General features: G+C 54.4%; 17 protein-coding genes. 8 read left to right on the top strand and 9 right to left on the bottom strand.

The features are described 5' to 3' along the window. Positions 1-682: 682 nt before the first annotated feature. Positions 683-1,753, bottom strand: coding sequence for a hypothetical protein (locus EAW52_RS21475; protein ID WP_122043993.1), 1,071 nt, complete (start codon positions 1,751-1,753; stop codon positions 683-685). A 380-nt stretch (positions 1,754-2,133) separates the two neighbouring features. Further along, positions 2,134-3,294, bottom strand: coding sequence for a hypothetical protein (locus EAW52_RS21470; protein ID WP_122043992.1), 1,161 nt, complete (start codon positions 3,292-3,294; stop codon positions 2,134-2,136). A 287-nt stretch (positions 3,295-3,581) separates the two neighbouring features. On the opposite strand from EAW52_RS21470, the gene EAW52_RS21465 reads away from it, so the two are divergent. Further along, the gene (locus tag EAW52_RS21465) at positions 3,582-3,911 is read left to right on the top strand and encodes a DHCW motif cupin fold protein (protein ID WP_122043991.1); all 330 of its coding nucleotides are present in this window, start codon (positions 3,582-3,584) and stop codon (positions 3,909-3,911) included. Between the two features lie 569 nt (positions 3,912-4,480). Here EAW52_RS21465 and EAW52_RS21460 read toward each other — a convergent pair. Together EAW52_RS21460 and EAW52_RS21455 are read right to left on the bottom strand one after the other, a co-directional pair. Continuing rightward, the gene (locus tag EAW52_RS21460; RefSeq protein ID WP_122043990.1) at positions 4,481-5,689 is read right to left on the bottom strand and encodes an SGNH/GDSL hydrolase family protein; all 1,209 of its coding nucleotides are present in this window, start codon (positions 5,687-5,689) and stop codon (positions 4,481-4,483) included. Positions 5,690-6,224: 535 nt separating this feature from the next. Beyond that, complete coding sequence (locus tag EAW52_RS21455; RefSeq protein WP_122043989.1) at positions 6,225-6,977, bottom strand: SDR family NAD(P)-dependent oxidoreductase; 753 nt, start codon at positions 6,975-6,977, stop codon at positions 6,225-6,227. 248 nt (positions 6,978-7,225) lie between these two features. Between EAW52_RS21455 and EAW52_RS21450 the strand changes: the two genes are divergently transcribed. The 5 genes from EAW52_RS21450 to pbpC all read left to right on the top strand — a co-directional run bounded on the left by EAW52_RS21450 (position 7,226) and on the right by pbpC (position 17,022). Further along, on the top strand, positions 7,226-8,020 hold the full coding sequence (locus EAW52_RS21450) for a DeoR/GlpR family DNA-binding transcription regulator (protein ID WP_122043988.1): 795 nt from the start codon (positions 7,226-7,228) through the stop codon (positions 8,018-8,020). After that, positions 8,017-8,406 (top strand): VOC family protein, encoded by a 390-nt coding sequence (locus EAW52_RS21445; protein WP_122043987.1) that lies wholly within the window; start codon positions 8,017-8,019, stop codon positions 8,404-8,406. The genes EAW52_RS21450 and EAW52_RS21445 overlap by 4 nt, the downstream gene beginning before the upstream one ends. A gap of 181 nt (positions 8,407-8,587) precedes the next feature. Further along, positions 8,588-9,538, top strand: coding sequence for an IS481 family transposase (locus EAW52_RS21440; protein ID WP_122043986.1), 951 nt, complete (start codon positions 8,588-8,590; stop codon positions 9,536-9,538). Between the two features lie 176 nt (positions 9,539-9,714). Then, entirely contained in the window at positions 9,715-14,664 is a 4,950-nt protein-coding gene (locus EAW52_RS21435) for an alpha-2-macroglobulin (RefSeq protein WP_122043985.1), read from the top strand. Between the two features lie 27 nt (positions 14,665-14,691). Beyond that, a complete protein-coding gene (gene pbpC, locus EAW52_RS21430; protein ID WP_122043984.1) occupies positions 14,692-17,022 on the top strand; it encodes a peptidoglycan glycosyltransferase PbpC in 2,331 nt (776 codons plus the stop codon). 28 nt (positions 17,023-17,050) lie between these two features. On the opposite strand, the gene EAW52_RS21425 is transcribed toward pbpC, so the two are convergent. After that, positions 17,051-17,344, bottom strand: a complete 294-nt coding sequence (locus EAW52_RS21425; RefSeq protein ID WP_218567891.1) for a helix-turn-helix domain-containing protein — start codon at positions 17,342-17,344, stop codon at positions 17,051-17,053. A gap of 153 nt (positions 17,345-17,497) precedes the next feature. Next, entirely contained in the window at positions 17,498-18,349 is an 852-nt protein-coding gene (locus EAW52_RS21420) for a DMT family transporter (RefSeq protein ID WP_122044884.1), read from the bottom strand. Positions 18,350-18,504: 155 nt separating this feature from the next. Between EAW52_RS21420 and EAW52_RS21415 the strand changes: the two genes are divergently transcribed. Both EAW52_RS21415 and EAW52_RS21410 read left to right on the top strand, forming a co-directional pair. Then, the gene (locus EAW52_RS21415) at positions 18,505-19,356 is read left to right on the top strand and encodes a LysR substrate-binding domain-containing protein (RefSeq protein ID WP_122043983.1); all 852 of its coding nucleotides are present in this window, start codon (positions 18,505-18,507) and stop codon (positions 19,354-19,356) included. A gap of 364 nt (positions 19,357-19,720) precedes the next feature. Next, complete coding sequence (locus tag EAW52_RS21410; RefSeq protein ID WP_122043982.1) at positions 19,721-21,430, top strand: amidase; 1,710 nt, start codon at positions 19,721-19,723, stop codon at positions 21,428-21,430. Between the two features lie 112 nt (positions 21,431-21,542). Here EAW52_RS21410 and EAW52_RS21405 read toward each other — a convergent pair whose 3' ends face one another. From EAW52_RS21405 to EAW52_RS21395, 3 genes are all read right to left on the bottom strand, one after another. Next, positions 21,543-22,037 carry a DUF4126 domain-containing protein gene (locus EAW52_RS21405; protein WP_162997678.1) on the bottom strand — a complete coding sequence of 165 codons (495 nt, stop codon included), beginning with the start codon at positions 22,035-22,037 and terminating at the stop codon, positions 21,543-21,545. A 180-nt stretch (positions 22,038-22,217) separates the two neighbouring features. Then, positions 22,218-23,495: a glucarate dehydratase family protein gene (locus EAW52_RS21400; RefSeq protein WP_122043980.1), complete on the bottom strand. Its 1,278-nt coding sequence runs from the start codon at positions 23,493-23,495 to the stop codon at positions 22,218-22,220. A 60-nt stretch (positions 23,496-23,555) separates the two neighbouring features. Beyond that, positions 23,556-24,899, bottom strand: coding sequence for an MFS transporter (locus tag EAW52_RS21395; protein WP_122043979.1), 1,344 nt, complete (start codon positions 24,897-24,899; stop codon positions 23,556-23,558). Between the last annotated feature and the right edge of the window lie 76 nt (positions 24,900-24,975).

Below are 24,975 nucleotides of genomic sequence, written 5' to 3'. Positions count from 1 at the left end.
TTTAGGCATTGCATTAATCAACCCGGTGTACTTGGCTGACCTTTAGAACGTTGCTTGTCAGGCCTTTAACTATCGATAGGGAAATCAGCGGTCAGTTCATTCATGCCGATAGCCGCACGAAGAAGCAGACAGGACTAAGGAAGACATGACATCGGCACCTCTTGATGACGGGAGGAGCACCAGGTCTATCGCCACCTGCAAACGTTCCGTTGATAAAGAGCTTGTCATCCAGGATCTCGCCTGTATTGAAATCTCGCTCCTTGCCTTTAAAGAATCGGCTCTCATAGGTCTTAACAAACCTGATTCTGCTGCATCTGCCCCTGTAGGAGCCATTTGGGTTGAGGCCGATGGAGTCGTCCACTGCTATCTTTGTGAACGATTAAGTCCTAGTTATTAGAGAAGAGCAATAGACTTAAGAACAGTTTACTTACCAGCGTAACGGTAAAGATAGCTTAGCCGTTTCTACTAATTAAGTAGATCGATCCTTTAGCTGTAAATAGGTCGGCGTTCTCATAGGGTATACCTTAATGCCTACACCGGAAAAACCATTATAAATAATGGCGTTAGTATCAAGCATTGAGGAAACAGACGTCTAACAAACAAACTATGTTTGACTTGTTCTTATAGCCAGTATGTGCAAATTACAAAGCTGATACCACATGAGTGGCATCAGCTTATCGTGTTACTGCTGAATAACGGAAGCAGTATTACCTGTGCCGTTTTGCATTACAGTAGCTACGTTATCTGCTCTAAAAGAAGCAATAGACCAACGTTGGGAAACTGCAGCCTCATTGGAAAAACCGATTTGGGCAATACTAGCTTGGCTGTTCCAGGCCAGCTCTTCTTGGTGTATCCGTCCTAAATTGCCGCCACCCTCCTGAACGATATCCGCACTTGAGGCATCACCAGACTGAGCTATATCTACTACGTTGTCATCTCCAATAGAATGACCACTAGCCCTAACAGCACGAGCCCCTTGGTAAATACTCAGCTCGTTATTGTTGCCCTGCTGGGCAAAGCTTGTACTGCTTGATCCACCACCATGATAGATTGTCGCTGTGTTGGCATTGCCTTCTTGCGACAGTGATGTAAATCCAGCCGCATCTCGGCTAGTGCCTCCCTGGTTAACAGTGGCAGCATTTTGATCGCCGTCCTGAGAGACATAGACCGACCCTGGCATGTAACCGCCGCCCTGGTTGACAACAAGTACATTGTCGTCGCCAGTTTGAAAGAGCTGGGCATCTACTGCTGAGCCCTGCTGAACAGTCAGCTGGTTATTGTTACCAACCGTACGCGCTTCCAGGTTACCGCCTGTAAGAGCATCGCGTTGCTCAATGTTATATGTGTTGTTATTACCTTCCTGATATAGCGTGGCGTGATGATAACTGTCCTGGCTTAACGTTAGTGTATTCGCTTCGCCGAGCTGCGTGACAGTAGCACTTTGATCGTCGTACTCCCCACCCTGTTGATAGACAGAGGCCGTATTACCGCTACCGGTCTGGCTGAGGTCTATGGAATTGTTAAACCCTTGCTGAATGGTCTCGGCAACGTTTGCGTTACCGTCCTGAAGGACAGCTGATCGGTTATTGTCGCCCGTCTGATTCTGAGTAGCTTTATTGTTCTCACCACGCTGATCGAGTGTTACCTCGTTGTTGTTTCCATCCTGTAATTGCGTAGCACTATTATTAGCTGCGACTGCAGTACCACCTAGTGAAACCAGAACGATAAAGGCGAGAGGTTTGAGCTTGAACATGACAACTTTCCTTGTGAGGCCATAGGGAGTTAGCTAAGTACGAGACATAGCTAGAAAGCTATAGACCACTTCTGAAAGAAGCGCCAAGCCCTGGTGCGCTGGTAGCCCCTCATGCGTTGCTCATACATAAAGGCCTATACTGCCTTGATTCAATGGCTCCTTCACCTCCATCGCGGCCAAAGACTATAACGGCAGAATCTAAGTTCTAAGTGTAGTCGCTGGGTATACCCTAATGACGCTACAAAAAATCATTACTAACGAACCACAAGGTAGGCTCTTAGAAAATAGAAGAACTGATAAAGATCTATGGTTGAGCCGATAGCGGCGGCTCATACATGCTGTAAAGCTGATGCCACTTATGTGGCATCAGCTTAGATGCGTTACCGTTGAGTAATAGAGACTATATTGCCCATACCCGCTTGCGTAACAACAGTCGTATTTCCTTGGCCGCCTGGGTTGTATTCCTGAGTTTGACTGATGCTAACTCTGTTACCCTCACCGTTTTGTCTGACCGTGGCGGAATGATCTGCTGGGTCAAATGTAAGATGGCCGCTTTGTAACAGAGTAATCTCGTTAGCGCTGCCAAACTGGTTAACATCGGCATAATTATTACTGTCAGCCTGATCGATAGAGAGCAGGTTGCTGTCACCTTCCTGAACATATGCAACGGTTGAGCCTTCGCCACGGTGATCTATATCGACAGCGTTGTTATTACCAACGGAACGCCCATAAAGCTGGCCACCTATCCCTTGCGAAACAATTGCATTATTGCCATTGCCTTGCTGACTGAGGTTTGCGGAGTTAAGACCTCCCTGGCTAATTGAAGCCGAGTTAGCATCGCCTTCTTGATAAAGGGCGACACTGTTCTGCCCGTAACGGCCCCCACCATTAATCACATCAGCCAAGTTATTGTTGCCATTTTGACTGATAGTGGAATCTGCTCCGCCCGCTCCCCCAAAGCTCTGCCCCAGAGTTATTTGGTTACCGTTGCCCGTCTGCTCTACTTGCGCGGTTACGTAGTCAGTCTGAGAAACCGTCAGCTGATTATTATTACCCGTTGTAGTAGCAGTCAGAGTGTTGTCACCATATACGCTTCCCTGATGAATATCATAGGTATTGTTGTTTCCTTCCTGATATAGCGTAGCGTTATTTGTGTAAAAACTTCCTTGCTGCTCAAGCTTTACAGTATTGCTGTCCCCTGATTGAGTTACTGATGCAGTGTGGCCTGCTTGCAGCTCAATATAATCGGGATGTTGATAGACAGAGGCAAGATTCCCATTACCGCTTTGATTAACATTGACCTCACTGCCATAGCCCTCCTGAAGAGTTTCTACGGAATTATTGTTCCCGCTCTGCACAACGGCAGACCGATGCGCATCACCCGTCTGGGTCTGTCTTGCCGTATTGCCTTCTCCGCTCTGTTCGAGCGTGACTTCATTGTTATTTCCATTCTGTGTCTGGGTTGCGGTGTGGCTAGCAGCCAGTGTGGTACCCGAGATAGCGAAAAGGACAGCTAGTGCCAGAGGCTTTAGCATAAACATGAGGTACTTTCCTTGTGAGACCAAAGACTTCGATTCGCTAAGTCGAAAGACGAAGCTAGAAATCTATAGACCAGCCTTATAAGGTCAGCAAATGGATGAGTACCCATTCGACTAACAGGCGGTAATGCATGGTCATTAAATGTAGTCGCTGAGGCGTACCCAGCGACTACAAATCTTTAATAACCATTACTGGCTAGCATCCGTTATTGGTTGATTGGACTAGCTAGATTACTCGCCTTCGGTGCTGTAACGTCATCCTCTTCCTGGGACCAGCTGAGACAAAACTCATGCAAATGGACAACATACCTTTTGGAACAACTGACTGGTCTACGATTGAGCCGACTACCCATCCTGGCGAAACCGGCTCGGCTTACTGGCGTACCCAAACCTATGGTTCCATCCGAGTACGAATGGTTGAGTATAGTGCTGGCTACCTAGCAGACCATTGGTGCTCGAAAGGTCACATACTGTTTTGTCTTGAAGGTGAACTACAGACTGAGCTTGACGATGGTCGTCAATTCACTCTTAAGCCAGGCATGAGCTATCAGGTCGCAGATAATGCTGAGGCACACCGCTCTTACACGGCTAGCGGAGCAAAGCTCTTCGTGGTCGACTAATGAATGCTCATAAGATGTAACGAAGCCAGGACGATAGCTATTCATCACTAGTGTGTACCTGAGCAGTAACAGTTACTGGCTATCGTCCAGGTGTAGCAATAAATGGCAGACCGACTTAACGACTACATCGCTTATTTGCAACACCTAACCACTACACTTGATAAGCTAAGCAATTACCTACTCCTGCCTTGGAGCTAGCGCTAATAATCTAGCCGTCAATCGATCTCAAAAATTGCACCTGCTGTCCTTCACGACTAATCGAGATGGTGCATCGCAGCCTTTTACATCATGCTTTTCGTACAGATAGCAAAAACTGCCAGAGCATCTAGTACTCAATAATTAAGATGTGAATACCAGTCTGTATAACCAGTACCAGAACAGTAAGAAGTTACCATTAAAAGGCACCTCAAGTATTGATAGCGATAAAGACATAATTGAAGCTGTAAGCTATCAACAGAACGGATGACGCATTTAATATCCCCCTCAAGTAATGGTCTGGAAATGACAGGTCTCCATAGCTGCCTGCAAGCAAGAAGCCTTTGTGAAAGGCCTCTTGCTATACACCCCTGTTACTTGAGCCAATCCAGATTGACGGCATTAGCCATTGCAAGGAAGCCAGTCTCGTTGGGGTGAATATGGTCGCCCGAGTCGAACAAGGGGTTCAATCGGGTCGGCCTCTTCGGGTCACGCATGGTTTTGTCAAAATCAATAACCGCATCATAGGCCCCGCTTTCACGAATCCACTTGTTTACTTCCTGACGCTTGGCCTCGCCCTGCCGGGTGTAATAACTGCCCCCTTCATACGGTAGAAGCGTGGCACCAATTACCTTTAGACCATGGGTTTTCGCACGGGCAATCAGCTGCTTGTAACCTGCAATGATCTGCTTGGCGCTTACCTTTTCCTGAGAACCGGGCAAATCCGAATAGCCAATGTCGTTAATGCCTTCGAGTAATATCAGATGCGTAACGCCAGGCTGCGCGATGACATCTCGATCGAAGCGTGACAGTGCGCTTGGTCCCACCTGCTCGTGCAGGATGCGGTTGCCGCTAATACCGAGATTAAGAACACCCTTGGTATTGATATCGGATCGGTTCAGCAGGCGGCGAGCCAGATAGTCAGTCCAACGGTTGTTTGTATCTACCGCGGCATTGAGACCATCTGTAATCGAGTCGCCAAATGCGACAACAGCTGTGGTGTCCTTATGGGTCAGAATATCCACACCCGTTAGGAAGTACCATGAAGTGCTGGTCGACTTTGTTTGTAACGCGCGCGCTTTCGTATGGTTGCCGGAGGTAGAAATATAGTTGGTCTGCTTGCCCAACGTATGTACGGTTTTAGCTTCGGTCTGCTCTGGTAGATAAAGGCTGATAGCCAGATCGGCTTGTGAAGAGAACCGCATGTCTACAGGATCGCTGTACATCACCGCTCCAGGCGGGATTGTCGTCGAGGATATTCCTCCAAACGTCAAGGGCCGATCTGTATCGAGGTTGATGGTGTTCTTACCAGCACTCAATGCAACCCGGGCCTCGCCAATCACCAGCGGAGTTTTACCCAAGGCATTGGATAAGCGAACTCGAAACTTATAGCCTCCAATAGAGGTATGAACGATCTGGCGTATCGTCTGATTGTTCACCCTGACAACAGTCTCTTTCGAGCCGGCAGAAGCACCGTTGGCTTGCGGAGCCGCGGCCCAGCTTCCAACCCAATGAGGACTTTGCGGCTGAGCCGCCAGCGAATAATTACCCGCCATCAAAAGCGCTGCCGCCAGGGTGGACATTGACCACCGCTTTAGGGATTTCCTGTGAGCGGCTGCAAAAATATTAGCGTTATTTTTAGTATGGAACTCAACCACGTTTCGTTTCCTGCTTTTCTATAAACCCGACCAACGCTAGACGCTAAACCCGCTCCTGTCCAAAAACGCGGCTGCGCTTGTTCAATAAAGTAGTGCTATTTCAATAAATTAGCGTCGGTTTACCTGAAGCAGGCAGCTCATGCTGGATAAATTGATTAATCGGCTGGCCGTACAGAGTTAATGCTGGTCATGGCAGAAAACGATAGTTAGCATGAGTCAACCTACAAAACACTGATAGGTTACCCTTTTTCGCAACATCATGATGAACGATGCGAATGCGTGCCTTTGTGTCTCTCTTAACCTAGCGCCACGACAAAGAATTATGCGGTAGGTTGAATAGAACACTGCTCTCTGGAATGTCCTAATGAAGCGACACCTAATCTGATGCACTGATCAAACAGGTACAACATCGCTCCAGATAGGCTGCTTAAGGCTTTATAGGGCCTGACTACTTCTGTTCCTAATACTGAACACCCTGGGTCAAACCTCCATCCACGAGTAGGTTGGTACCCGTCGTAAAGCTTGCAGCGCGGCTGGCCAGGAAGACCGTGGCCTTGGCTACTTCTTCTGGCGTAGCCATACGCCCCATCGGGTTGGCAGCCAGGCACTTCGCAAATGTTTCAGGAGCATCACGCTCAATGCTGCCCCAAACGCCCTCTTCAAAATAGACGTTGCCTGGCGAAACGGTATTTACGCGGATTCCATCAGAAGCATGTCGTGCTGAAAGGGTTTTTCCATAGTGAATCAAGGCTGCCTTCAATACACCGTAGGGCTCGGCAAACATGTCCACTTCTCGGCCCGAGACACTAGAAATCAATACTACGGCAGCAGCGTCGGAGATCTTCAGATAGGGCAAGGCTGCGTTGAAGAAACTTACAGACCCCAGCAAATCCGTTTCGAATGCCTGCCTCCAGACACTAAGCTCTCCGCCGCCAGCAAGAGCACTCACATTCGGCACGATGATGTCCAGGCCGCCCATTCGCTCTGCTGACTCAGTGACCCAGCGCGCCACTTGATCTGAGTCGGTAACATCCACCACGCGCCCAAATACCTGATCACCCAGTGCTGCCTCTGTCTGTGAGACACCGGCTTCGCTTCTGGCACAAAAGCCAACCCGGGCACCCTCTGCAACGAAGCACTCGACAATGGCCCGACCGATGCCGCGAGATCCGCCACTGACTAATACTTTTGCGCCTTCGAGCTCAAGGTTCATAAGCTGTCCTTTTAGATAGTTGGGTTTAGGTTCGATTAAAAGCTGATGCCAGTATAAAGCGCCAGCTCAAGGTGAAGGGGAATACGGCTGCGCAGGACTATGCTTTGAATGATACGTGGCTATCAACGCTTTCGTACGTAAGCGATTCTCGTGACCGTTAAAACAGGCATATAACACTAATATACAAATATTATTTGCATGTTTATCCTTGTTTGCACACGATTTAAGCCTCGAACGATTACACGATCATGCCTATTCTTAAAGATATTCTTCCTCAAGAACGTCAGTCCGTGATTCTCCAGCGCCTGGATTCTCAAGGGCGGGTCATCGCAGCGGATCTGGCAAAAGAAATGAGCGTTTCTGAAGACTCGATTCGCAGAGATCTGCGCGAACTAGCTCAGAGAGGACTATGCCGTCGAGTGTATGGGGGCGCTTTGTCTGTTGCCTCTGACCCCGGCCCGTTAAATAAACGTATTCAAAACAGCACACCTATCCTCTCGGTGCTGGCCGAAGCAGCGGCAGCATTGGTCGGTCCAGGCCAGACGATTTTTCTAGATGCAGGCTCAACCAACCGGGCAATTGCATTGGCCCTTCCTTCACAGGCCAACCTCACAGTCATCACCAACGCGCCCGCTATTGGCGAAGCACTACTGAGCAAGCCTGGGGTAGAGACGATCCTGATCGGGGGCCGCCTCGACTCAAAAGCGGGTGGCAGTTTGGGGGCGAAAGCACTGAGGGAAATCCAGGCTATTCACGCAGACATTTACTTCATGGGGGCCTGCGCGCTCAGCTTTGAAACGGGCGTGACGGCATTCAACTACGAGGAAGCGGAGCTCAAGCGCGCCCTGGTGAACGCGGCCAACGCCACGGTTATTACCCTGTCTGCCGATAAATTCGACACCCTGGCGCCCTATCAGGTGATCCCCAGCGAGGCGATCGATCATTTGGTGATTGAGACAAACGACCAGATCGAGCCGCGTCTGAAAGCATTTCGAAAATCAGGCTGCTCGGTACAGACCGTACATATTCAGGAGGCGCTATGAAGATTGCACACGTTGCCCTATGGACACTTGATCTTGAACGGGCCGCCGATTTCTGGCATCAGACCTTTAGCGCCGGCATCGGTCAGCCTTACCACAGCCAGACTAACAAAGGCTTCATTTCTCGCTTCGTCACTCTGAAGGACGGACCGACTATCGAACTGATGACGCATCCGAGACTGAACCAAGCCACCACCTCTTTGGACACACCTCTAACAGGCTGGGCCCATATCGCCATCTCGCTGGGATCGGAAGACGCCGTCAGGAAACTTGCTGAGCATATGGACGGCGAACAGGCGCTAGTATCCGCGCCACGCTGGACGGGCGATGGCTTCTTCGAAGCGGTAATCCGGGATCCCGATGGCAATCTGATTGAAATAACGGCCTGATCATTTGATCTCCTCGGGCCCGCGCTGCTGAATATCAACAATACCGCTAGCTTGTGGCTTACACATTCGGCCTCGTTTCTTCGGACAGCGAGGCCGGTTTCCAGAAGCCGTCTCAAGAACCTAGGTGTTTGGTCCCAGGGAGAAAGGGTTTATGGTATAGACCTCTATCGGAGGAGGATCCATGGCTCAGGTTCTACACAAACGCGCCACGACCACGCACGCCATCCGAGCGGAGTTACAGCGATCGCAGGATTCGATCGCGACGCTAAGTAAGCGTTACAACTTAAACCCCAAGACCGTGATCAAGTGGCGTAAGCGCGACTCAGTTGAAGATCAGCCCATGGGACCTCGGGAGCCGCATTCGACCTCCCTGACTCTGGCTGAAGAGGCCGCTGCGATTGCGTTCCGGCAGAAGACGTTGCTGCCTCTGGACGATTGCCTGCATGCCTTGCAGCGCTTCATACCCAGGCTTTCGCGCTCGGGTCTGCATCGGCTCTACCAGCGACACGGCATCAGCAACCTCCCGCGCTCAGCTGAGCCGGTACGTGAGAAGAAAGCCTTCAAACGCTATCCGCTAGGCTATCTGCATATCGATATCACCGAGGTGCGTACCGCAGAGGGCCGGGCCTATCTCTTTGTGGCGATCGATCGCACGTCGAAGTTTGTGTATGCCGAGTTGCACACGCAGATGAGGCGCAAAGATGCGGTCGACTTTTTGGAGGCCACGCTTAAGATGTTACCCTATAAGGTGCATACGGTACTCACCGACAACGGCATTCAATTTGCCAGGAAGACAGGTACTGAACGCTACCGGGCCCATCCTTTCGATGTGATCTGTTATCGGCACGGTATTGAACATCGGCTAACCAAGCCCTTCCATCCCTGGACCAATGGCCAGGTCGAGCGCATGAACCGGACGATCAAGCAGGCCACCACCAAGGCCTTTCATTATGCCTCGCTTAAACAGCTGCAGGAGCATATAAAAGATTATCTGTGGGCGTATAACAGCGCTCGTCCATTGCGCGCCTTGAAAGGGCAAACACCGGTTGGCTTTATCCTCGGGCAATGGCATAAACAACCACAGCTCTTTTTAACCGACCCAAACCCCTTCTTCCCGGGACCTAACACCTAGGCACCTCAGATATCTCACACCGGGTAGCCTCGATGCTTTACACAGTGGCACGTATCAACTAACAACCATCTTTTGAAAAGCAGAAATAAAAATAGTTAAGCCTTGGCGCGCAAACCGTATTCCTGCCACGGTCAGTCGGAGTATGATCCGCGCCCCGACCTGTTAATGGAACTAACATGCGCCTCAAAGGGATATTACTCAGCGCGATTTTGTGCCTGCTTGCCGCCTGCGACGCCTCTCAGGATGCGCCAACGGGATCTACATCCAAGACCGCGCCTGAATCATCCGGATCGTCTGTATCTGCGACTATTGATGCTAAAACAGCCGAGTCGGCACCGGTATCAAAAACTCAGGACATTACCCAGACAGCCGAGCGATACGCTGGCCGAGCATTGACTGTGGTTGACGCCTCTGAGATTCAGCTGGACGGTGCCAGCACATTATCGGTTACGTTTTCAGTCCCCTTGCAACGCGAACAGGCATTTCATCAGTACCTTCATCTGGTAGACAAGACCGCCGGCCCGGTTGACGGAGCCTGGGAACTGTCGGATAACCAGATGGAGCTGCGGCTGCGCCATTTGCAGCCCAAGCGTGAGCTTACTCTGACCATCGATGCGGGCCTCAAAGCCATCAATGGCAACGCGCTGAATGACCCTTACACCACTTCACTCAACACGCGAAACATTACCCCAAGCGTTGGCTTCGCCAGTCGTGGCTCACTCCTGCCAACACGACTGGCCGAGGGGCTTCCGGTCATTGCCCTGAACGTCGATAAAATCAATGTCGACTTTTTTCGCATCAAGCCCGATGCGCTGCCAGCCTTCCTTGCCAGGTGGGGTAATCGAGCCACAATGGGGTATTGGGAGTCGAGCGAAATACTGCCAATGGCAGAGCTGGTCTATACCGGCCGATTCAACCTGTCACCCAAGTTGAATACCCGGGAAACCGTACTGCTGCCCCTGACTGGAATAGAGCCCCTCAAGGAAAGCGGCGTTTATTTGGCCGTGATGCAACAGGCCGGCAAATACGACTATCAACAGTCGACTACGCTGCTGACGTTGAGCGATATCGGCCTGTCGGCCCATCGCTATAGGGATCGGATCGATGTCTTCACTCAAGCTCTAAATGGCGGACAGCCACTGGGCAAGATTGCCATTCGGGTACTGGATAAAGACAGTGCAGTTCTGGCTGAAACCCAGACCGATGCCCAAGGACATGCGCAGCTTACCGTCAACGGTAACGCACGCGTACTACTGGCTCAGCATGACGGGCAAACCAGCCTGCTGCGACTGGATAACCCCGCATTGGATCTGGCTGAATACAGGATCGATGGCCCACGGCAACAGCCTCAACAGTTCTTCGTGTTCGGGCCTCGTGACCTATATCGACCCGGCGAGACCGTGCTGCTGAACGCACTGTTACGCGACGGAGACGGACATGCGCTGCCACCACACCCGGTCCCGGTCGAGGTTCGTCGCCCGGATAACCAGACGAGCCGTCGCTTCGTCTGGAAGCCTGATGCAAATGGTCTTTACCAATATGAACTGCAACTGGGCGAAGAAGCACCCACCGGCCGCTGGCAACTGGTTATGCAGGTAGACGGGGCTACGCCTCAACTGTATGAGTTTTCCGTCGAAGATTTCCTTCCAGAGCGCATGGCGCTTGAGCTCAAGGGTGAAGATGCGCCGCTGGCTCCCGATGAACCATTTGAAGTCAGCGTGACCGGCCGCTACCTGTACGGAGCACCCGCGAATGGCAATACCCTCTCCAGCCAGCTGTATGTCAGACCACTTCGCGAAGCCGTGGCAACCCTGCCGGGTTATCAGTTCGGCTCCATTACCGAGGCCGACCTCAGCCAGGACCTTGACCTGGATGACCTGACGCTGGATACCAAAGGACGCGGACTTCTTTCCCAGGATACCCGTTGGAGCGAAGCGCGCTCGCCCCTGCAATTGATTTTGCAGTCCAGCCTGCAGGAGTCAGGCGGCAGACCGGTGACACGTCGTCTTGTCCAACCGGTCTGGCCCGCTCAACACCTTTCCGGAATTCGCCCTCTATTCAATGACGGGGAGGTCGATGCAGATAGCCAGGCGGGCTTTGAGATCGTTATGGCCAACGCGCAGGGTAAGAAACTACAGGCCAGCCAGCTCCGGGTCCGTTTGGTCCGTGAGCGCAGGGACTATTATTGGGGCTTTTCTGATGATGAAGGCTGGAGTAGTCGTTACAACGAAAAAGCCATCACCATGTCTGAAGAGACGATCGATATTGCGGCAAACGGTTCAGCGAAGGTCAGTTTTCCTGTGGAATGGGGTCCTTACCGGGTCGAGGTGGAAGACTCCGAGACCGGCCTGATAAACAGTGTTCGGTTCTGGGCAGGCTATCGGTGGCAGGACAACACCGACAACGGCAGCGTACGGCCTGACCAGGTCAAGCTTTCGCTCGACCGTCCAGCCTACCCCGCGGGCGATCAGGCTCGCATCACTGTCACGCCTCCTACCGCAGGCAATGGTTATCTGCTCGTGGAGTCCGCCGAGGGTCCGCTCTGGTGGCAGCCTATCGAAGTGCCGGAAGGCGGCAAGACGTTTGATGTGCCCGTCGCCAAGGACTGGTCTCGTCATGATCTGTATGTCACGGCGCTGGTTATACGCCCAGGTGAAGCCAAGACAGGCGTTACTCCCAAGCGTGCGGTAGGCCTGCTCCATCTCCCGCTGGACCGTGAAGCCCGCCGCCTGAACCTGACGGTAAACACCCCTGCACGCATGGAGCCGGGGCAGCCATTAAAGGTCCGCCTGCAGGCACGCAACGCCGATGGATCGATTCCTCAACAGGCGCACGTTCTGGTGTCGGCTGTCGATACCGGTGTTTTGAGCATCACTCGATATACCACACCGGACCCCTTCTCGGCCTTCTTTGGCCGTAAGGCCTACACGGCCGATCAGTTCGATGTGTATGGCCAGCTGATCGAGGCAGGCCGTGGCCGCCTGGCAGCCCTGGCTTTTGGTGGTGACGCCGACCTGTCGGCCGGGGGCAAGCGGCCCCCTACCAAGGTAAAAATTCTTTCTGAGCAAAGTCAGGCAGTAACCTTCGATGCAGAGGGTAATGCCGAGGTAAGCCTGCCGGTTGAAGATTTCAACGGTGAGCTGCGCGTCATGGCTCAGGTCTGGACAGAAGACCGGTTCGGGGCGGGTGAAAGCAAGGTTACTGTTGCGGCACCTCTGGTAGCTGAGTTGGCTGCACCTCGCTTTCTTGCAAGCGGTGACGAAACGACATTGGCTCTGGACGTGACAAACCTTTCCGGACGCGCTCAGCAGCTAACGGTCAAAACCGAGGTCTCAGGACGTCTGGCTTTGCAGGAAACCGTCGACAAACCTCTTGCCTTAAAAGAAGGGCAACGCGTAACACTCAAGGTACCGGTAAAAGCGCTTGGGGGTTACGGAACAGGCAAGGTTACCGTGCGGATCACGGGGCTGGTTATGCCAGAGGGTAGCTCGTCGCTGTCTCGCGACTGGACGCTAGGTGTTCGCCCGGCCTATCCGGCACGCCGTGACCAATTCTCTGTCGCGCTGGACGGCAGCACACCCTCCTGGAGCTTACCGGCATCGGTACTCGAAGCCTATGCTCCGGAAACTCGGGAAGCCATGCTGGCAGTATCCAGCCAGCCGCCGCTTAATCTGGCCGAGCATATCAAGGCACTTGAGGCCTACCCATACGGCTGTCTCGAACAGACCACCAGTGGGCTTTACCCCTCCCTTTATGCGGACGCCGAGTCACTCAAGCGCCTCGGCATTCAGGGTGAGCAGGAGAGCGACCGCCGCCGCAAGATCGAGGTGGGAATCGATCGACTGCTGGGAATGCAACGGTACTCGGGCGGCTTCGGTCTCTGGAGCGCAGAAAGTTCAGAAGAGTATTGGCTGACAGCGTATGTCACTGACTTCCTGTTACGGGCTCGGGAGCGAGGCTTTGCTGTACCCGCCGAACCTCTGAACAAGGCAACACAACGGCTGCTGCGCTATCTGCAGGACCCTAATCAGATCGATGTAGGGTATAGCGAAAACGCCACACATGACCGCTTTGCCGTTCAGGCTTATGCGGCTTATGTACTGGCACGCAGCAAACAGGCACCGCTTGGTGCACTGCGTAGCCTGTTTGATCGCCGTGAAGCTGCAGCGTCCGGCCTGCCCTTGGTCCATCTTGCCATTGCCTTGCAGCGCATGGGTGATAATGACCGGGCAATGCAAGCGTTGACGGCCGGACTTGCACAGGTTCGCGCCTCAAAGGCCTGGTTCCATGACTACGGTAGTGTCTTGCGTGACGAGGCGCAGATTCTGGCACTGCTCGAAGAAAATGACCTGGCGGCAAACCAACGTACCCAGCGCCTATTCGCGCTGGCGGAGGAATTGTCCACTCATCGGTGGTTGTCGACGCAAGAGCGAAACTGGCTGTATCTCGCGGGTCGCTCGGTCATGAGTAAACCGGCCCAGCCCTGGAAAGTCGAATTGACCCTGGCGGGAGTCCCGCGCGAACTGGCCGATAACCGTGACGTAACGCAGCACATCGATGGTGCCGAACTCAATACACCGCTTTCGGTACGTAACACGGGTGATGCGGTGGTGTACCAGCAAATGACTGTGACCGGTTATGGGATGCAGGCGCCGGCGCCTACCAGCGAAAACCTGAGCATCGAGCGCAGCTACCTGGGGATGGATGGCCGTCCGGTCAACCTGTCTCAACTCCATAGTGGCGAACTTGTGCTTGTGCACCTTGCCGTACGGGCTCATCAACGTGTACCCGATGCGCTGGTGGTCGACCTGCTACCGGCAGGACTTGAGCTGGAAAACCAGAACCTGGCACAAAGCGCAGCCAGCCTGGAAGACGCCGGAAGCAACGTTCGTGAATGGGTAAAGGCGATGCAGAACGGTACGCTCAAGCATCAGGAGTACCGAGATGATCGTTATGTTGCCGCCGTAGATGTCAACGGCTATGGCACCACGCATCTGGTATACCTGGCGCGGGCCGTTACACCAGGACGCTACCTCGTGCCGCCACCCCAGGTGGAGTCCATGTATCGCCCTGCCTGGCAAGCGCTGGGTGCTACCCCTGATCAACTGGTTGTTCTGCCGCGTTAAGCGGCAGACCTCCCGAGTTGTGTAGCCATGAAAAAAGGCCTGCACGCCGCAAAGTACTGGTCTCGTCTCGCGCTGAGCCTTTTTTCAGTGCTTGCTGCAATGTTATGGCTGGCTGACCAGCTTTGGCCGCTACCTGTACCTGACGATGGGCTTGCCCATGTCATTCTGGCCGAAGACGGCGAGCCGCTCTACCGGTTCGCTGATGGGCAAGGTATCTGGCGCTATCCCGCTAAGCCAGATACCGTTTCGCCCTACTACCTCGACGCGTTACTGGCGTATGAAGACCGTTGGTTCTATCAGCACCCCGGCATCAATCCGGCTGCGCTCGCACGTGCCGCCTGGCTGAATCTCTCAAGCGGACGGGTCGTCTCGGGGGGTAGTACGCTATCGATGCAGGTTGCCCGCTTGCTGGAACCACATTCGCGGACTTTCGCCGGAAAACTTCGCCAGCTGTTTCGGACCGCTCAGCTTGAGTGGCACCTGTCCAAACGGGAAATCCTCACGCTGTACCTCAACCGTGCACCCTTCGGCGGCACATTAGAAGGGGTCGCCGCCGCCAGCTGGACCTATCTTGGCAAGTCACCTGTCAACCTTACACGTGCCGAAGCAGCACTACTTGCGGTATTGCCACAAGCGCCAAGTCGTTTGAGGCCGGATCGCTTTCCCGAACGAGCACAGGCGGCGCGAGACAAAGTGCTCGCTCGACTGGACAGCGAAGGGGTATGGCCTGCCAAAGCGGTAAAAGAGGCGATGGAAGAACCTGTGTGGCTGGCGCCACGACAGTCGCCCGACCAGGCACCGTTGCTGGCTCGTCGTCTGAATACGCCAGGAGAGTCACCAGCGATCCATACGACTATCGACATTTCCTTGCAGCGGCGCCTTGAGTCGCTACTCCTTGATTGGCGGGCCCGTCTACCGGAGCGTACCTCAGCTGCAATCATTGTGGTCGATGTCAAGAGCATGGCGGTAAAGGCATACCTGGGCTCTGTCGATATTTCGGATGATCGTCGATTTGGCCATGTCGACATGGTTTCAGCCATACGATCACCCGGCTCCACGCTCAAACCATTTCTGTATGCCCAGGCGTTGGATGCAGGCCTGATCCATTCGGAATCCCTGCTACAGGATGTCCCGCGACGCTTTGGCGATTACCGGCCCGGGAATTTCTCTTCAGGCTTCAGTGGCCCCGTCTCTGCCAGCGAGGCATTACATCGGTCGCTTAATCTCCCTGCGGTGCAATTACTCGAAGCCTATGGCTCCAAACGTTTTTCCGGTGAGCTCCGTAGCGCAGGGGTTCCTCTTTTCTATCCTCGCGAGGCTGAGCCTAATCTGTCGTTGATATTGGGTGGTGTCGGCGCACGGCTGGAAGACCTCGTAAGTGGCTATAGTGCATTTGCCCGAGAGGGAAAGGTAGCTCGCCTGCGGTTTCGCCCAGAAGATCCATTGATAGAGCGACGGTTACTATCACCCGGTGCGGCTTGGATTGTGCGCCGTATGCTAGCCGACCGCGCCGATCCGCTATTGGATGAAACCCAGCTACCTCCCGCCCTGGCTTATAAGACGGGTACCAGCTATGGCTTTCGTGACGCGTGGTCAATCGGCCTCACACCTGGCTATATGATCGGCGTCTGGATTGGTCGCCCTGACGGCACACCGGTAGCCGGTCAGTTCGGCCTTGCTTCAGCCGCCCCGCTGCTGTTTCAGGTCAACGATATATTGCTCAATCGAGATACTCAGCGAGGACGTCTCTCTCCCATACAGACCAGACCTGCAAGCGTCGGGGTAGAATCCATCTGTTGGCCTGGAGGACAACCGCTTCCGACCAGTGATGAAAACTGTCGAGTCCGGCGTTGGGCTTTTACGCTGGACAAACAAACGCCTCCCACAATGCAGGCCCCTGACCAACCCTTGGGTCAGGGGCTGGATGAGACCTATTGGGTCAATGAGGCAGGCAAGCAGGTGGCGCCATCATGTTCTGGCGCACGCCCGGTACGTTTCCTGGCTTGGCCTGCGTCCCTCGAACCTTGGATGGCCGCGCGCGAGCGCCGCACGTCCCGTCTGCCATCAACCGATTCAAGCTGTGCGCCTACCCTTGGCACTGCAGCCAGTCCATTACAAATTACTGGGCTACGTGATGGTGCACGATTACAGGCGCCTGCCGGACAATCCGAGCCCGTTTCCATCACCGTAACCGCGCAGGGTGGAGAAGGTGCACGCTGGTGGTTCGTCAACGGCGAACCGGTGGCAGAGCAATCGGAACAATTGAGTTACACGTTTCCCAGGCCGGGAGCTTACGAGATCAGCGTACTGGATGATTCCGGGCAGACCGAGCATGTGAATGTAACTGTAGTGCGGTAGCGGCTTTATGTCTTATGCATTAAGCCCCTCATGCATGAAAGCGTTTACGGTATTCGGCTGGAGTAATGCCCACGTGTTTCATGAAGGCTCGGCGCAACGTATCGGTGCTGGCAAAGCCGACCTTGGTAGCGACTTGTTTGGGCACATCGCCCTGCTCTTCCAAAAGCAAACGAGCAGCGCTTATGCGCGCACGCTCTACCCATACCGCAGGCGTTTCACCGATTTCAGCTGAAAACAATCGCGCAAAATGTCGGGAACTCATACCTGCATAGCCGCTAACGCGTCGACTGACAACGGTGACGACAGGTTTGCCATGGCCCACCGTTGTGTTTCCTGCAGAACAGACCGACCGCCAACACTGGACTGTCCATGCCGGCTGAGCGAAGGGCAAATGGAGCGGCGGTGTTAACCAAGCCTTTCGCCATGGACATAATGGCTACACGCATTCGTACCATGATCGAGTCGTGAGGCCGCCTTACGATTTGTCCGCTCGGACGACCAACAGGACTCCTCCTGCGGAAACAGCGGCACCTACCAACATAAGCCACGAGAGCGGCTCGCCGAACATTATCCACGCCCATATCAGCGTAACCGCCGGGCTCAGGTAGAGTACGCTGGCTACCCGTGTGGGTGATGAGCGCCGTAGGCACACCCAATACAGACCATAGCCACCAAGGGTGGAAATTGCCGCGGTCCAAAAGACACTCACTGCAAAACCTGCTGTTGGAATGGGCCAGAGGCTACCCTGCCAGCCTGCAAGCACAGCGAATACCACTGCAGATACCGCACACTGCAGCCACAGCGTTGTCAGCAACCCAAGTGGATGAGAAAGCCTGCAATGCTTCTGCCATAACGTAGCCACCGCGAGGGACAGCATGCCGAATATGGGCAGCCCATACGCCCATAAGGGCGCATCCCCCCACGCCAGGGCGTCATAGGTAACCAATAGCACTCCGCCAAGGCCAATGGCCAGCCCCAGCCATACCTTGCCCGAGAGCCGTTGACCCAGAACGGTAACGCCAAGCAGTGCCGTACCGATAGGCAGCAGATCGGCAAACAATGCAGCCAGACCTGTCGGAACCCCCAGGGCAATGCCCTGGACAACACCGACCAGATAACCCGCCATGGCCAGTAGACCGATACCTGCATGCTGCAAGAGCACGACGGGGTGAATACATCGAAGCGTCTTGATCACGAACGGCAACAGGAAAAGCGTGACCACTACACACCGCCAGAACACGACCAGCAGCGCCGGTGCGTAATCGATTGAAAAACGGGCACCCACAAAGCCCGAACTCCACGTAATGACCATCATTGTCTCAAGCAGGAGTAAAGGCGCTCTGCTGAGAAATAGAACGCCTGAGAGAGCGCTGATAAGGGGTCGGGTCGTTCGAGTGGTCTGATTCATCACCCGACCTTACGAAAACCAGCTAATCTAATAAATCAAAACTTTATTACTTACTGGTTTACAAATATTAAATAATGAATGCAACCCTTGATATCGAGCTGCTTAGAACCTTCGATACCGTAGCTCGGATGGGAAAATTCAGGCTGGCGGCCGAGCATCTTCATAAAAGCCCTGCGGCTATCAGCGTGCATATTCAGCGGCTGGAGACCATTGCTGGAGGGCGCCTGCTTGAGCGTGATAACCAGTCGGTATCCCTGACAGCGCTTGGGCAGCGACTGCTCATGTCTGCCGCCGAGCTGCTCCGAACCCATGATAGGGTCATGGGCGAGTTACATGGTCCGCACGTGATTGGATGTGTTCAGCTGGGTATGCCTGATGAATATGCCGCCCATGTCATTGGTGACATCCTGCCCATTTTCACAGCCTCCTGGCCAAATGTAGTGCTGGAGGTAACCACCGCACCGAGTCTTACGCTACGCGATCATCTCCAGCAGGGAAAGCTTGATCTGGCATTGCTGACCCAACCTCGCGCGGCTGGCTCCGACGCACTGGTACTCACCTCCACGACTCCGGTCTGGGTAGGAAGCGCAGTGCTACCCGCCACGTTGAACGATCCTGTACCACTGGCGCTTTACGCAGCGGATTGCCCTTACCGCGAAGCCATGATAAGCACCCTCACAACGGCAGGAAAGCCATGGCGGGTAGTGTTGGACAGTGCCTCCAGCCAGGCGATAAGGGCCTGTGTCGAGGCCGGGCTTGCCGTTACGCTCATGGATCGTGCACGGGTAACCGAAAGAATGGTTATACGCGAGGACTTACCCATCATGCCTGACCACGAAGTGGTACTGGTCCGCCCACCGGCCAGGGAAAGCAATGAAGCCGTAGAGCTGCTGATAGATGCTATCCAGCGATACTTCCGCCTATAGCTGGCAGAGCTACAGGGTCGCTGCAAACTGTCCTGCGTGAGATTAGGCTCTTACCCTTTTAAACGGGCGAAGCGGTGTGCTTGTTTCAGATCATTGCACTGGCGCCTATCGACCAGGAGGCTCCTCCTCGGTTGACTTGATACACTTGTCACCTATCAGCCACTCGGTGTGCGCAGAGCGACCAAACACGTGTGCGAGCAGAAGCTTCTGGTTCCAGCGTCTGCCGTATCTGTTATTTGACCAGGATCCTTATGAGAATTGACTCCAACCTACATGATGTTCTTGAGCCTCATACCCAGAGGAAAAACACCAAGCCTCTGGATTACCACTCTCACATCACCTTTACGCATCCAGTGGTGGCAGCATGATTGAAGTAACCGAGGTTTCCATTGCCGCGCTACGTGAGGCGCTTGAGTCAGGCCGTACCACAGCAGTTGAGCTGGTTCAGGCCTACCTTGCCCGGATCGAAGCCTATGATGGTCTTGATACGCCCACGGCCCTGAATGCTGTCGTGGTCAGTAACCCTGATGCCCTCAAGGAAGCGGAAGCATCCGATGCCCGTCGCGCCCGAGGGGAAACACTTGGTCCATTGGATGGGATCCCCTATACGGCAAAAGACAGTTATCTGGTGAAAGGGCTGACTGCCGCCTCGGGCAGCCCTGCCTTCAAGGATCTGGTGGCGTACCGCGATGCGTTCACGATCGAGCGTCTGCGGGCGGCAGGTGCGATCTGCCTGGGCAAGACCAATATGCCCCCCATGGCGAATGGTGGTATGCAGCGCGGCGTTTATGGTCGCGCGGAAAGTCCATATAACGGTGCTTACCTGACCGCACCTTTCGCCTCTGGCTCCTCCAACGGTGCAGGTACAGCTACCGCAGCAAGCTTTGCCGCGTTCGGCCTTGCAGAAGAAACATGGTCGAGCGGACGAGGCCCTGCTTCGAATAATAGTTTGTGCGCCTATACCCCTTCACGGGGGGTAATCTCGGTACGCGGGAACTGGCCGCTGACCCCGACGATGGATGTAGTCGTGCCCTTTGCCAGAACCATGGAAGACCTGCTGGAAGTGCTGGATGTGATCGTGGCGGATGACCCGGAAACACGCGGCGATCTATGGCGGATGCAGCCCTGGGTACCAATCCCGAGCGCCTCTTCGGTGCGGCCCGCCACGTATAGGGAGCTTGCCGCAAAACCTGATGCCCTTGCTGGCAAGCGATTTGGTGTTCCACGCATGTACATAAATGCAGACCCCGAGGCAGGGACCAGTGAAAACCCAGGTATCGGCGGTCCGACTGGGCAACGGATCCATACCCGACCTTCAGTCATCGCACTGTGGGAGCAGGCTCGACAAGCCCTTGAGGCCGCGGGTGCCGAAGTGGTCGAGGTTGACTTCCCGATGGTTTCCAATTGCGAAGGCGACCGTCCCGGCGCGCCAACGGTATACAACCGTGGACTGGTCTCGAAAGAGTTTCTTCATGACGAACTGTGGGAGCTGACGGCCTGGGCGTTCGATGATTTTCTTCAGGCCAATGGGGATCCCAAACTGAACCGTCTGGTGGACGTCGATGGCCCGCAAATCTTTCCCCATGACCCGGGCACTTTACCCAACCGGGAGGGTGACCTTGCGGCCGGTATGGACGAGTATGTGAACATGGCCGAGCGCGGCATCACGCCATGGGACAAGATCGCCACGTTACCTGAGGGGCTGAAAGGGCTTGAAAAGACGCGCCGGATCGATCTGGAAGACTGGATGACCCAGTTGGGATTGGATGCCGTCATCTTCCCGACCGTTGCAGACGTAGCGCCAGCCGATGCTGACGTGAATCCCGAGTCGGCCGATATCGCCTGGAGCAATGGCGTCTGGGTCGCCAATGGCAACCTTGCGATTCGTCACTTGGGCGTACCTACCGTAACAGTGCCCATGGGCATCATGGCCGATATCGGTATGCCGGTAGGCCTGACCTTTGCCGGACGTGCCTACGATGATTCCTCCCTGCTGCGTTTTGCAGCGGCTTTCGAATCAACCGGATCGCGCCGCATGATTCCCCCGCGTACTCCGCCGTTGCCAACGAGCTGACCAGGAGCTGGGCGAGACTGAAGAGCTGTAACCAGTCCCGCTCAGTTGCCGATACATTCAGGGACTTACCTTCGCCTTTTGCAGGTTTGTCCCTGTGTTGCTAAAAGCAACCTCAGCCCTTACTTAAGACACGCTTTAACCCGGCGTTACCAATAGCAAGTGCCAAGCTGTCTTCGGCGAGCCCCAAGGCTGCGTTGATGACTGCACCGGAGCTGCCGTAACGCTTGCGCAGGCGAATGGCGATTTTTGCCGAGATGCAGGCAGCGGTTGCGCCGATCAAAGCAGGGACCAAAGCAGGCTGCCGCTGCGCCCCAGCCAGGGCTGCAGCGGTCACACCTCCTGACAGCGCCCGTACCATCATTGACGGTGCGATTGTCCGATCGGGGGCAAATGGAAGTTTGTCGCCCACCAACTCACTTGCGGCAAGCGGTATCAAGAGCTGGCGTGCTCTGGACTTAACCAGCGTACGGGTCAAGGAGTCTGCGTTGGTAGCAGCCGAACGCCTGGCAAGCGCCTCACTGACCATTGCAGGAGCCAGCATGCTACGCATACCTGTTACGACGCCTAGCGCTAAAGCGCCCCATAAAAGACGGTTCGATCTTGTCATGCTCATACCTCCAGTCGTTAAGCATGTCGACAGGCCGTAGCTGGAGGCAGTTCAGGCTGCCAGCAAGATTAAAGCTGTATCGCTTCCTGATAGAGCGGCTTGTCATGAGCTACCATTTTGCTACCAATAAAGGCAACATATGACAAGCCGTTTTCTAGATGCCTATGACTACTTTTTGCTTTAGAACCGAGGCTTTAATGCTTTCCAGTCGGGGTCATATTTCTGCATTTGCCGGACGTCATCACGTTGGCGAATACCGCAGGTAAGATATTGGTCGTTGAGTTTGGCCAGTTGGTCATAATCCAGCTCAACGCCCAGTCCGGGTGCGTCCGTAATCGCAACGCACCCATTGCGAATCGGTAGCTTGCCACCTTTGATAACCTCTTCATCGGCCTCCTGCCAGGGATAATGTGTGTCGCAAGCATAAGAGAGATTGGGTACAGCAGCCGCTACATGCGTCATTGCCATAAGACTGATGCCCAAGTGCGAATTGGAATGCATCGAAACGCCCAACCCAAAGGTTTCACACATACGGGAAAGGATTTGGGTATCACGCAGGCCACCCCAATAGTGATGGTCCGCCAGCACAATCTGTACGCTGTTCAGCGCGATGCTGCGGCGAAACTCATCAAAATCCGTCACGACCATGTTAGTTGCCAGTGGAAGGCCTGTGCGCCGATGCAGCTCAGCCATTCCATCAAGGCCTGGACACGGATCTTCATAGTATTGGAGATCCTCGCCCAACAGCTCCGCCATGCGGATCGAAGTCTCGAGTGACCAGTTGCCGTTTGGATCGATGCGCAGAGGTATGCCAGGGAAAGCCTGCTTGAGCGCTTTCATACAGGCAACCTCATGCTCGGGGCCCAGTAGGGTTCCCGCCTTGAGCTTGATGCTTTGGAATCCGTTCTCCTCGATCATGGTACGCGCCTGGGCGACTACCTGCTCCGGACTGATCGCCTCGCCCCACCGGTCTGGCTTATAGGGTGACTGAATATGCTCGGCATATTTCAGAAACAGATAGGCGCTGAAGGGGACCTCCCGGCGTACGGCGCCGCCCAGAAGATCTACCAGCGGCACCCCTATCGAGCGGGCTTGTAGGTCCAGAAAGGCAACTTCGAACGCCGAATACGCATTTGCCACCTGTTTACTGGGGTGTGAGCCCGGCGCCAACTCTGCTCCGGGATTGGCACCCGGTTGAAGACGGGCCACTGTCTGGATGACCTGGGCGCGCAACCCATTGAGATCGAAAGGATCCAGGCCGAGCAGGCTTTCCTGCATGGCCTGCAGCACGCTAAGCACCGGTGCATCACCGTAGCTTTCGCCCAAGCCTATAAAACCGTTATCACTCTCGACCTCAATGATCGAACGCAGCGCATAAGGCTCATGGATACCACTGGCGTTAAGCAGCGGCGCATCCTTGAAGGCAATCGGGGTTACACGGATGTGTTTGATCTTCATGATAGAACTCCTGAACACTAGAGAGGGCCTCCGGGGCTGCCCGGCAGGCCCGTCCTTTACTCAAGCAGGCACAGCAGCCACCTTGGCTTTGATACCGTCGCTAGGCCCTCTTCTCGTCTTGGTCATGAAGACCAGGATGCCGGCAATCAAGGAGACCGTGGCAAGACCAATGAGGCCGCCCTCAATCGAGCCGGTTCGTTCCTCCAGAAAGCCAAACGTGGCAGGCGCAACGAAACCGCCCAGGCTACCTACCGAATTGATCAGTGCGATGACTGCCGCCGAGATACGTGCATCCAGATAAGACTGGGGGATCGGCCAGAACAGTGATGACGCTGCCTTGAAGCCGATAGCGGCGAAGCAGATAGCCAGAAAAGCAAACACCGTACCCCCCATCGTCGAGGCGAACAGCCCAATGGCTGCAATGATGAAGGCTGACGAAGCCCAGGCCTGCTGCCACTTGAAGCGGGACGCCAGACTGGCGAACAGGTACATGGCCACGACGGAAATGATCCAAGGAATGGAATTGAAAAGACCAACCTCGAAGTCGCCCAGCCCGCCCATGGAGCGAATGATGCTTGGCAGCCAGAAAGTGCAGCCGTAGATCGTCAGCGAGATCGAAAAATACAGAAAGCAGAACAGCGCGATTTGCGGATCACGCAACAGCTTGAACGCTGAAGGATGAGCCTTGCTCTCGCCTACTGCCAATTCGCGCTGGCGTTGCTCCTCATCGATACAGTCAGTCAGTGCATTGCGCTCTTCCGAGCTCAGCCATTTGGCATCCTTGGGCAGGGAATCCAGCCAGAACCAGACAAAACCGCACAGTACGACCGAGAACAAGCCCTCAATCAGGAACATCCATTGCCAGCCGGACATCCCCAGCCCGGTTATTCCCAGCAGGGCGCCAGACAACGGACCGGAGAGGATAGAGGCAATGGCTGAACCACTCAGAAAAATTGCCATGGCCTTGCCACGCTCATCAGCAGGCAGCCATTTGGTGAAGTAGTAAACCACCCCAGGGAAGAACCCCGCCTCGGCAACGCCAAGCAGGAATCGCAGGATATAGAACCAGGTTTCATTGGGTACGAACGCCATGGCCGTTGCGACAATACCCCAGGTGAACATGATGCGCGTCAGCCATGCCTTGGCACCGAACCGCTGCAAGAGCATGTTGGACGGGACCTCGAATAGCGCATAGCCAATGAAGAACAGGCCGGCGCCCAATCCATAGGCAGCGGCACCAATCCCGAGATCAGTCTCGAGATGGCTACGTACAAAGCCGATATTGACCCGGTCGATGTAGTTGACGATGAACATGACGACAAATAACGGCAAGACATGCCGCTTCACCTTGGAGACTGCACGGGTTAGCACCGTGGAGTCCACGAAAGACTGGACATTACTCATGGGCGACTCCCGCTCATTGTTTTTGTAGGAGAGCGTCGATAATGGAGGCCGATATTGTTACTGTCTAATCTATATA

The sequence above is a fragment of the Pseudomonas sp. LTJR-52 genome (assembly GCF_003691465.1).
Classification (GTDB): Bacteria; Pseudomonadota; Gammaproteobacteria; order Pseudomonadales; family Pseudomonadaceae; genus Chryseomonas; species Chryseomonas luteola.
This window is presented reverse-complemented; position numbering and strand designations above follow the sequence as displayed.

Coding starts and splice junctions, on each gene's coding strand:
- EAW52_RS21475 (WP_122043993.1), bottom strand. CDS start 1,753: ATGTTCAAGCTCAAACCTCTCGCCTTTATCGTTCTGGTTTCACTAGGT.
- EAW52_RS21470 (WP_122043992.1), bottom strand. CDS start 3,294: ATGTTTATGCTAAAGCCTCTGGCACTAGCTGTCCTTTTCGCTATCTCG.
- EAW52_RS21465 (WP_122043991.1), top strand. CDS start 3,582: ATGCAAATGGACAACATACCTTTTGGAACAACTGACTGGTCTACGATT.
- EAW52_RS21460 (WP_122043990.1), bottom strand. CDS start 5,689: ATGTCCACCCTGGCGGCAGCGCTTTTGATGGCGGGTAATTATTCGCTG.
- EAW52_RS21455 (WP_122043989.1), bottom strand. CDS start 6,977: ATGAACCTTGAGCTCGAAGGCGCAAAAGTATTAGTCAGTGGCGGATCT.
- EAW52_RS21450 (WP_122043988.1), top strand. CDS start 7,226: ATGCCTATTCTTAAAGATATTCTTCCTCAAGAACGTCAGTCCGTGATT.
- EAW52_RS21445 (WP_122043987.1), top strand. CDS start 8,017: ATGAAGATTGCACACGTTGCCCTATGGACACTTGATCTTGAACGGGCC.
- EAW52_RS21440 (WP_122043986.1), top strand. CDS start 8,588: ATGGCTCAGGTTCTACACAAACGCGCCACGACCACGCACGCCATCCGA.
- EAW52_RS21435 (WP_122043985.1), top strand. CDS start 9,715: ATGCGCCTCAAAGGGATATTACTCAGCGCGATTTTGTGCCTGCTTGCC.
- pbpC (WP_122043984.1), top strand. CDS start 14,692: ATGAAAAAAGGCCTGCACGCCGCAAAGTACTGGTCTCGTCTCGCGCTG.
- EAW52_RS21415 (WP_122043983.1), top strand. CDS start 18,505: ATGAATGCAACCCTTGATATCGAGCTGCTTAGAACCTTCGATACCGTA.
- EAW52_RS21410 (WP_122043982.1), top strand. CDS start 19,721: ATGATTGAAGTAACCGAGGTTTCCATTGCCGCGCTACGTGAGGCGCTT.
- EAW52_RS21405 (WP_162997678.1), bottom strand. CDS start 22,037: ATGACAAGATCGAACCGTCTTTTATGGGGCGCTTTAGCGCTAGGCGTC.
- EAW52_RS21400 (WP_122043980.1), bottom strand. CDS start 23,495: ATGAAGATCAAACACATCCGTGTAACCCCGATTGCCTTCAAGGATGCG.
- EAW52_RS21395 (WP_122043979.1), bottom strand. CDS start 24,899: ATGAGTAATGTCCAGTCTTTCGTGGACTCCACGGTGCTAACCCGTGCA.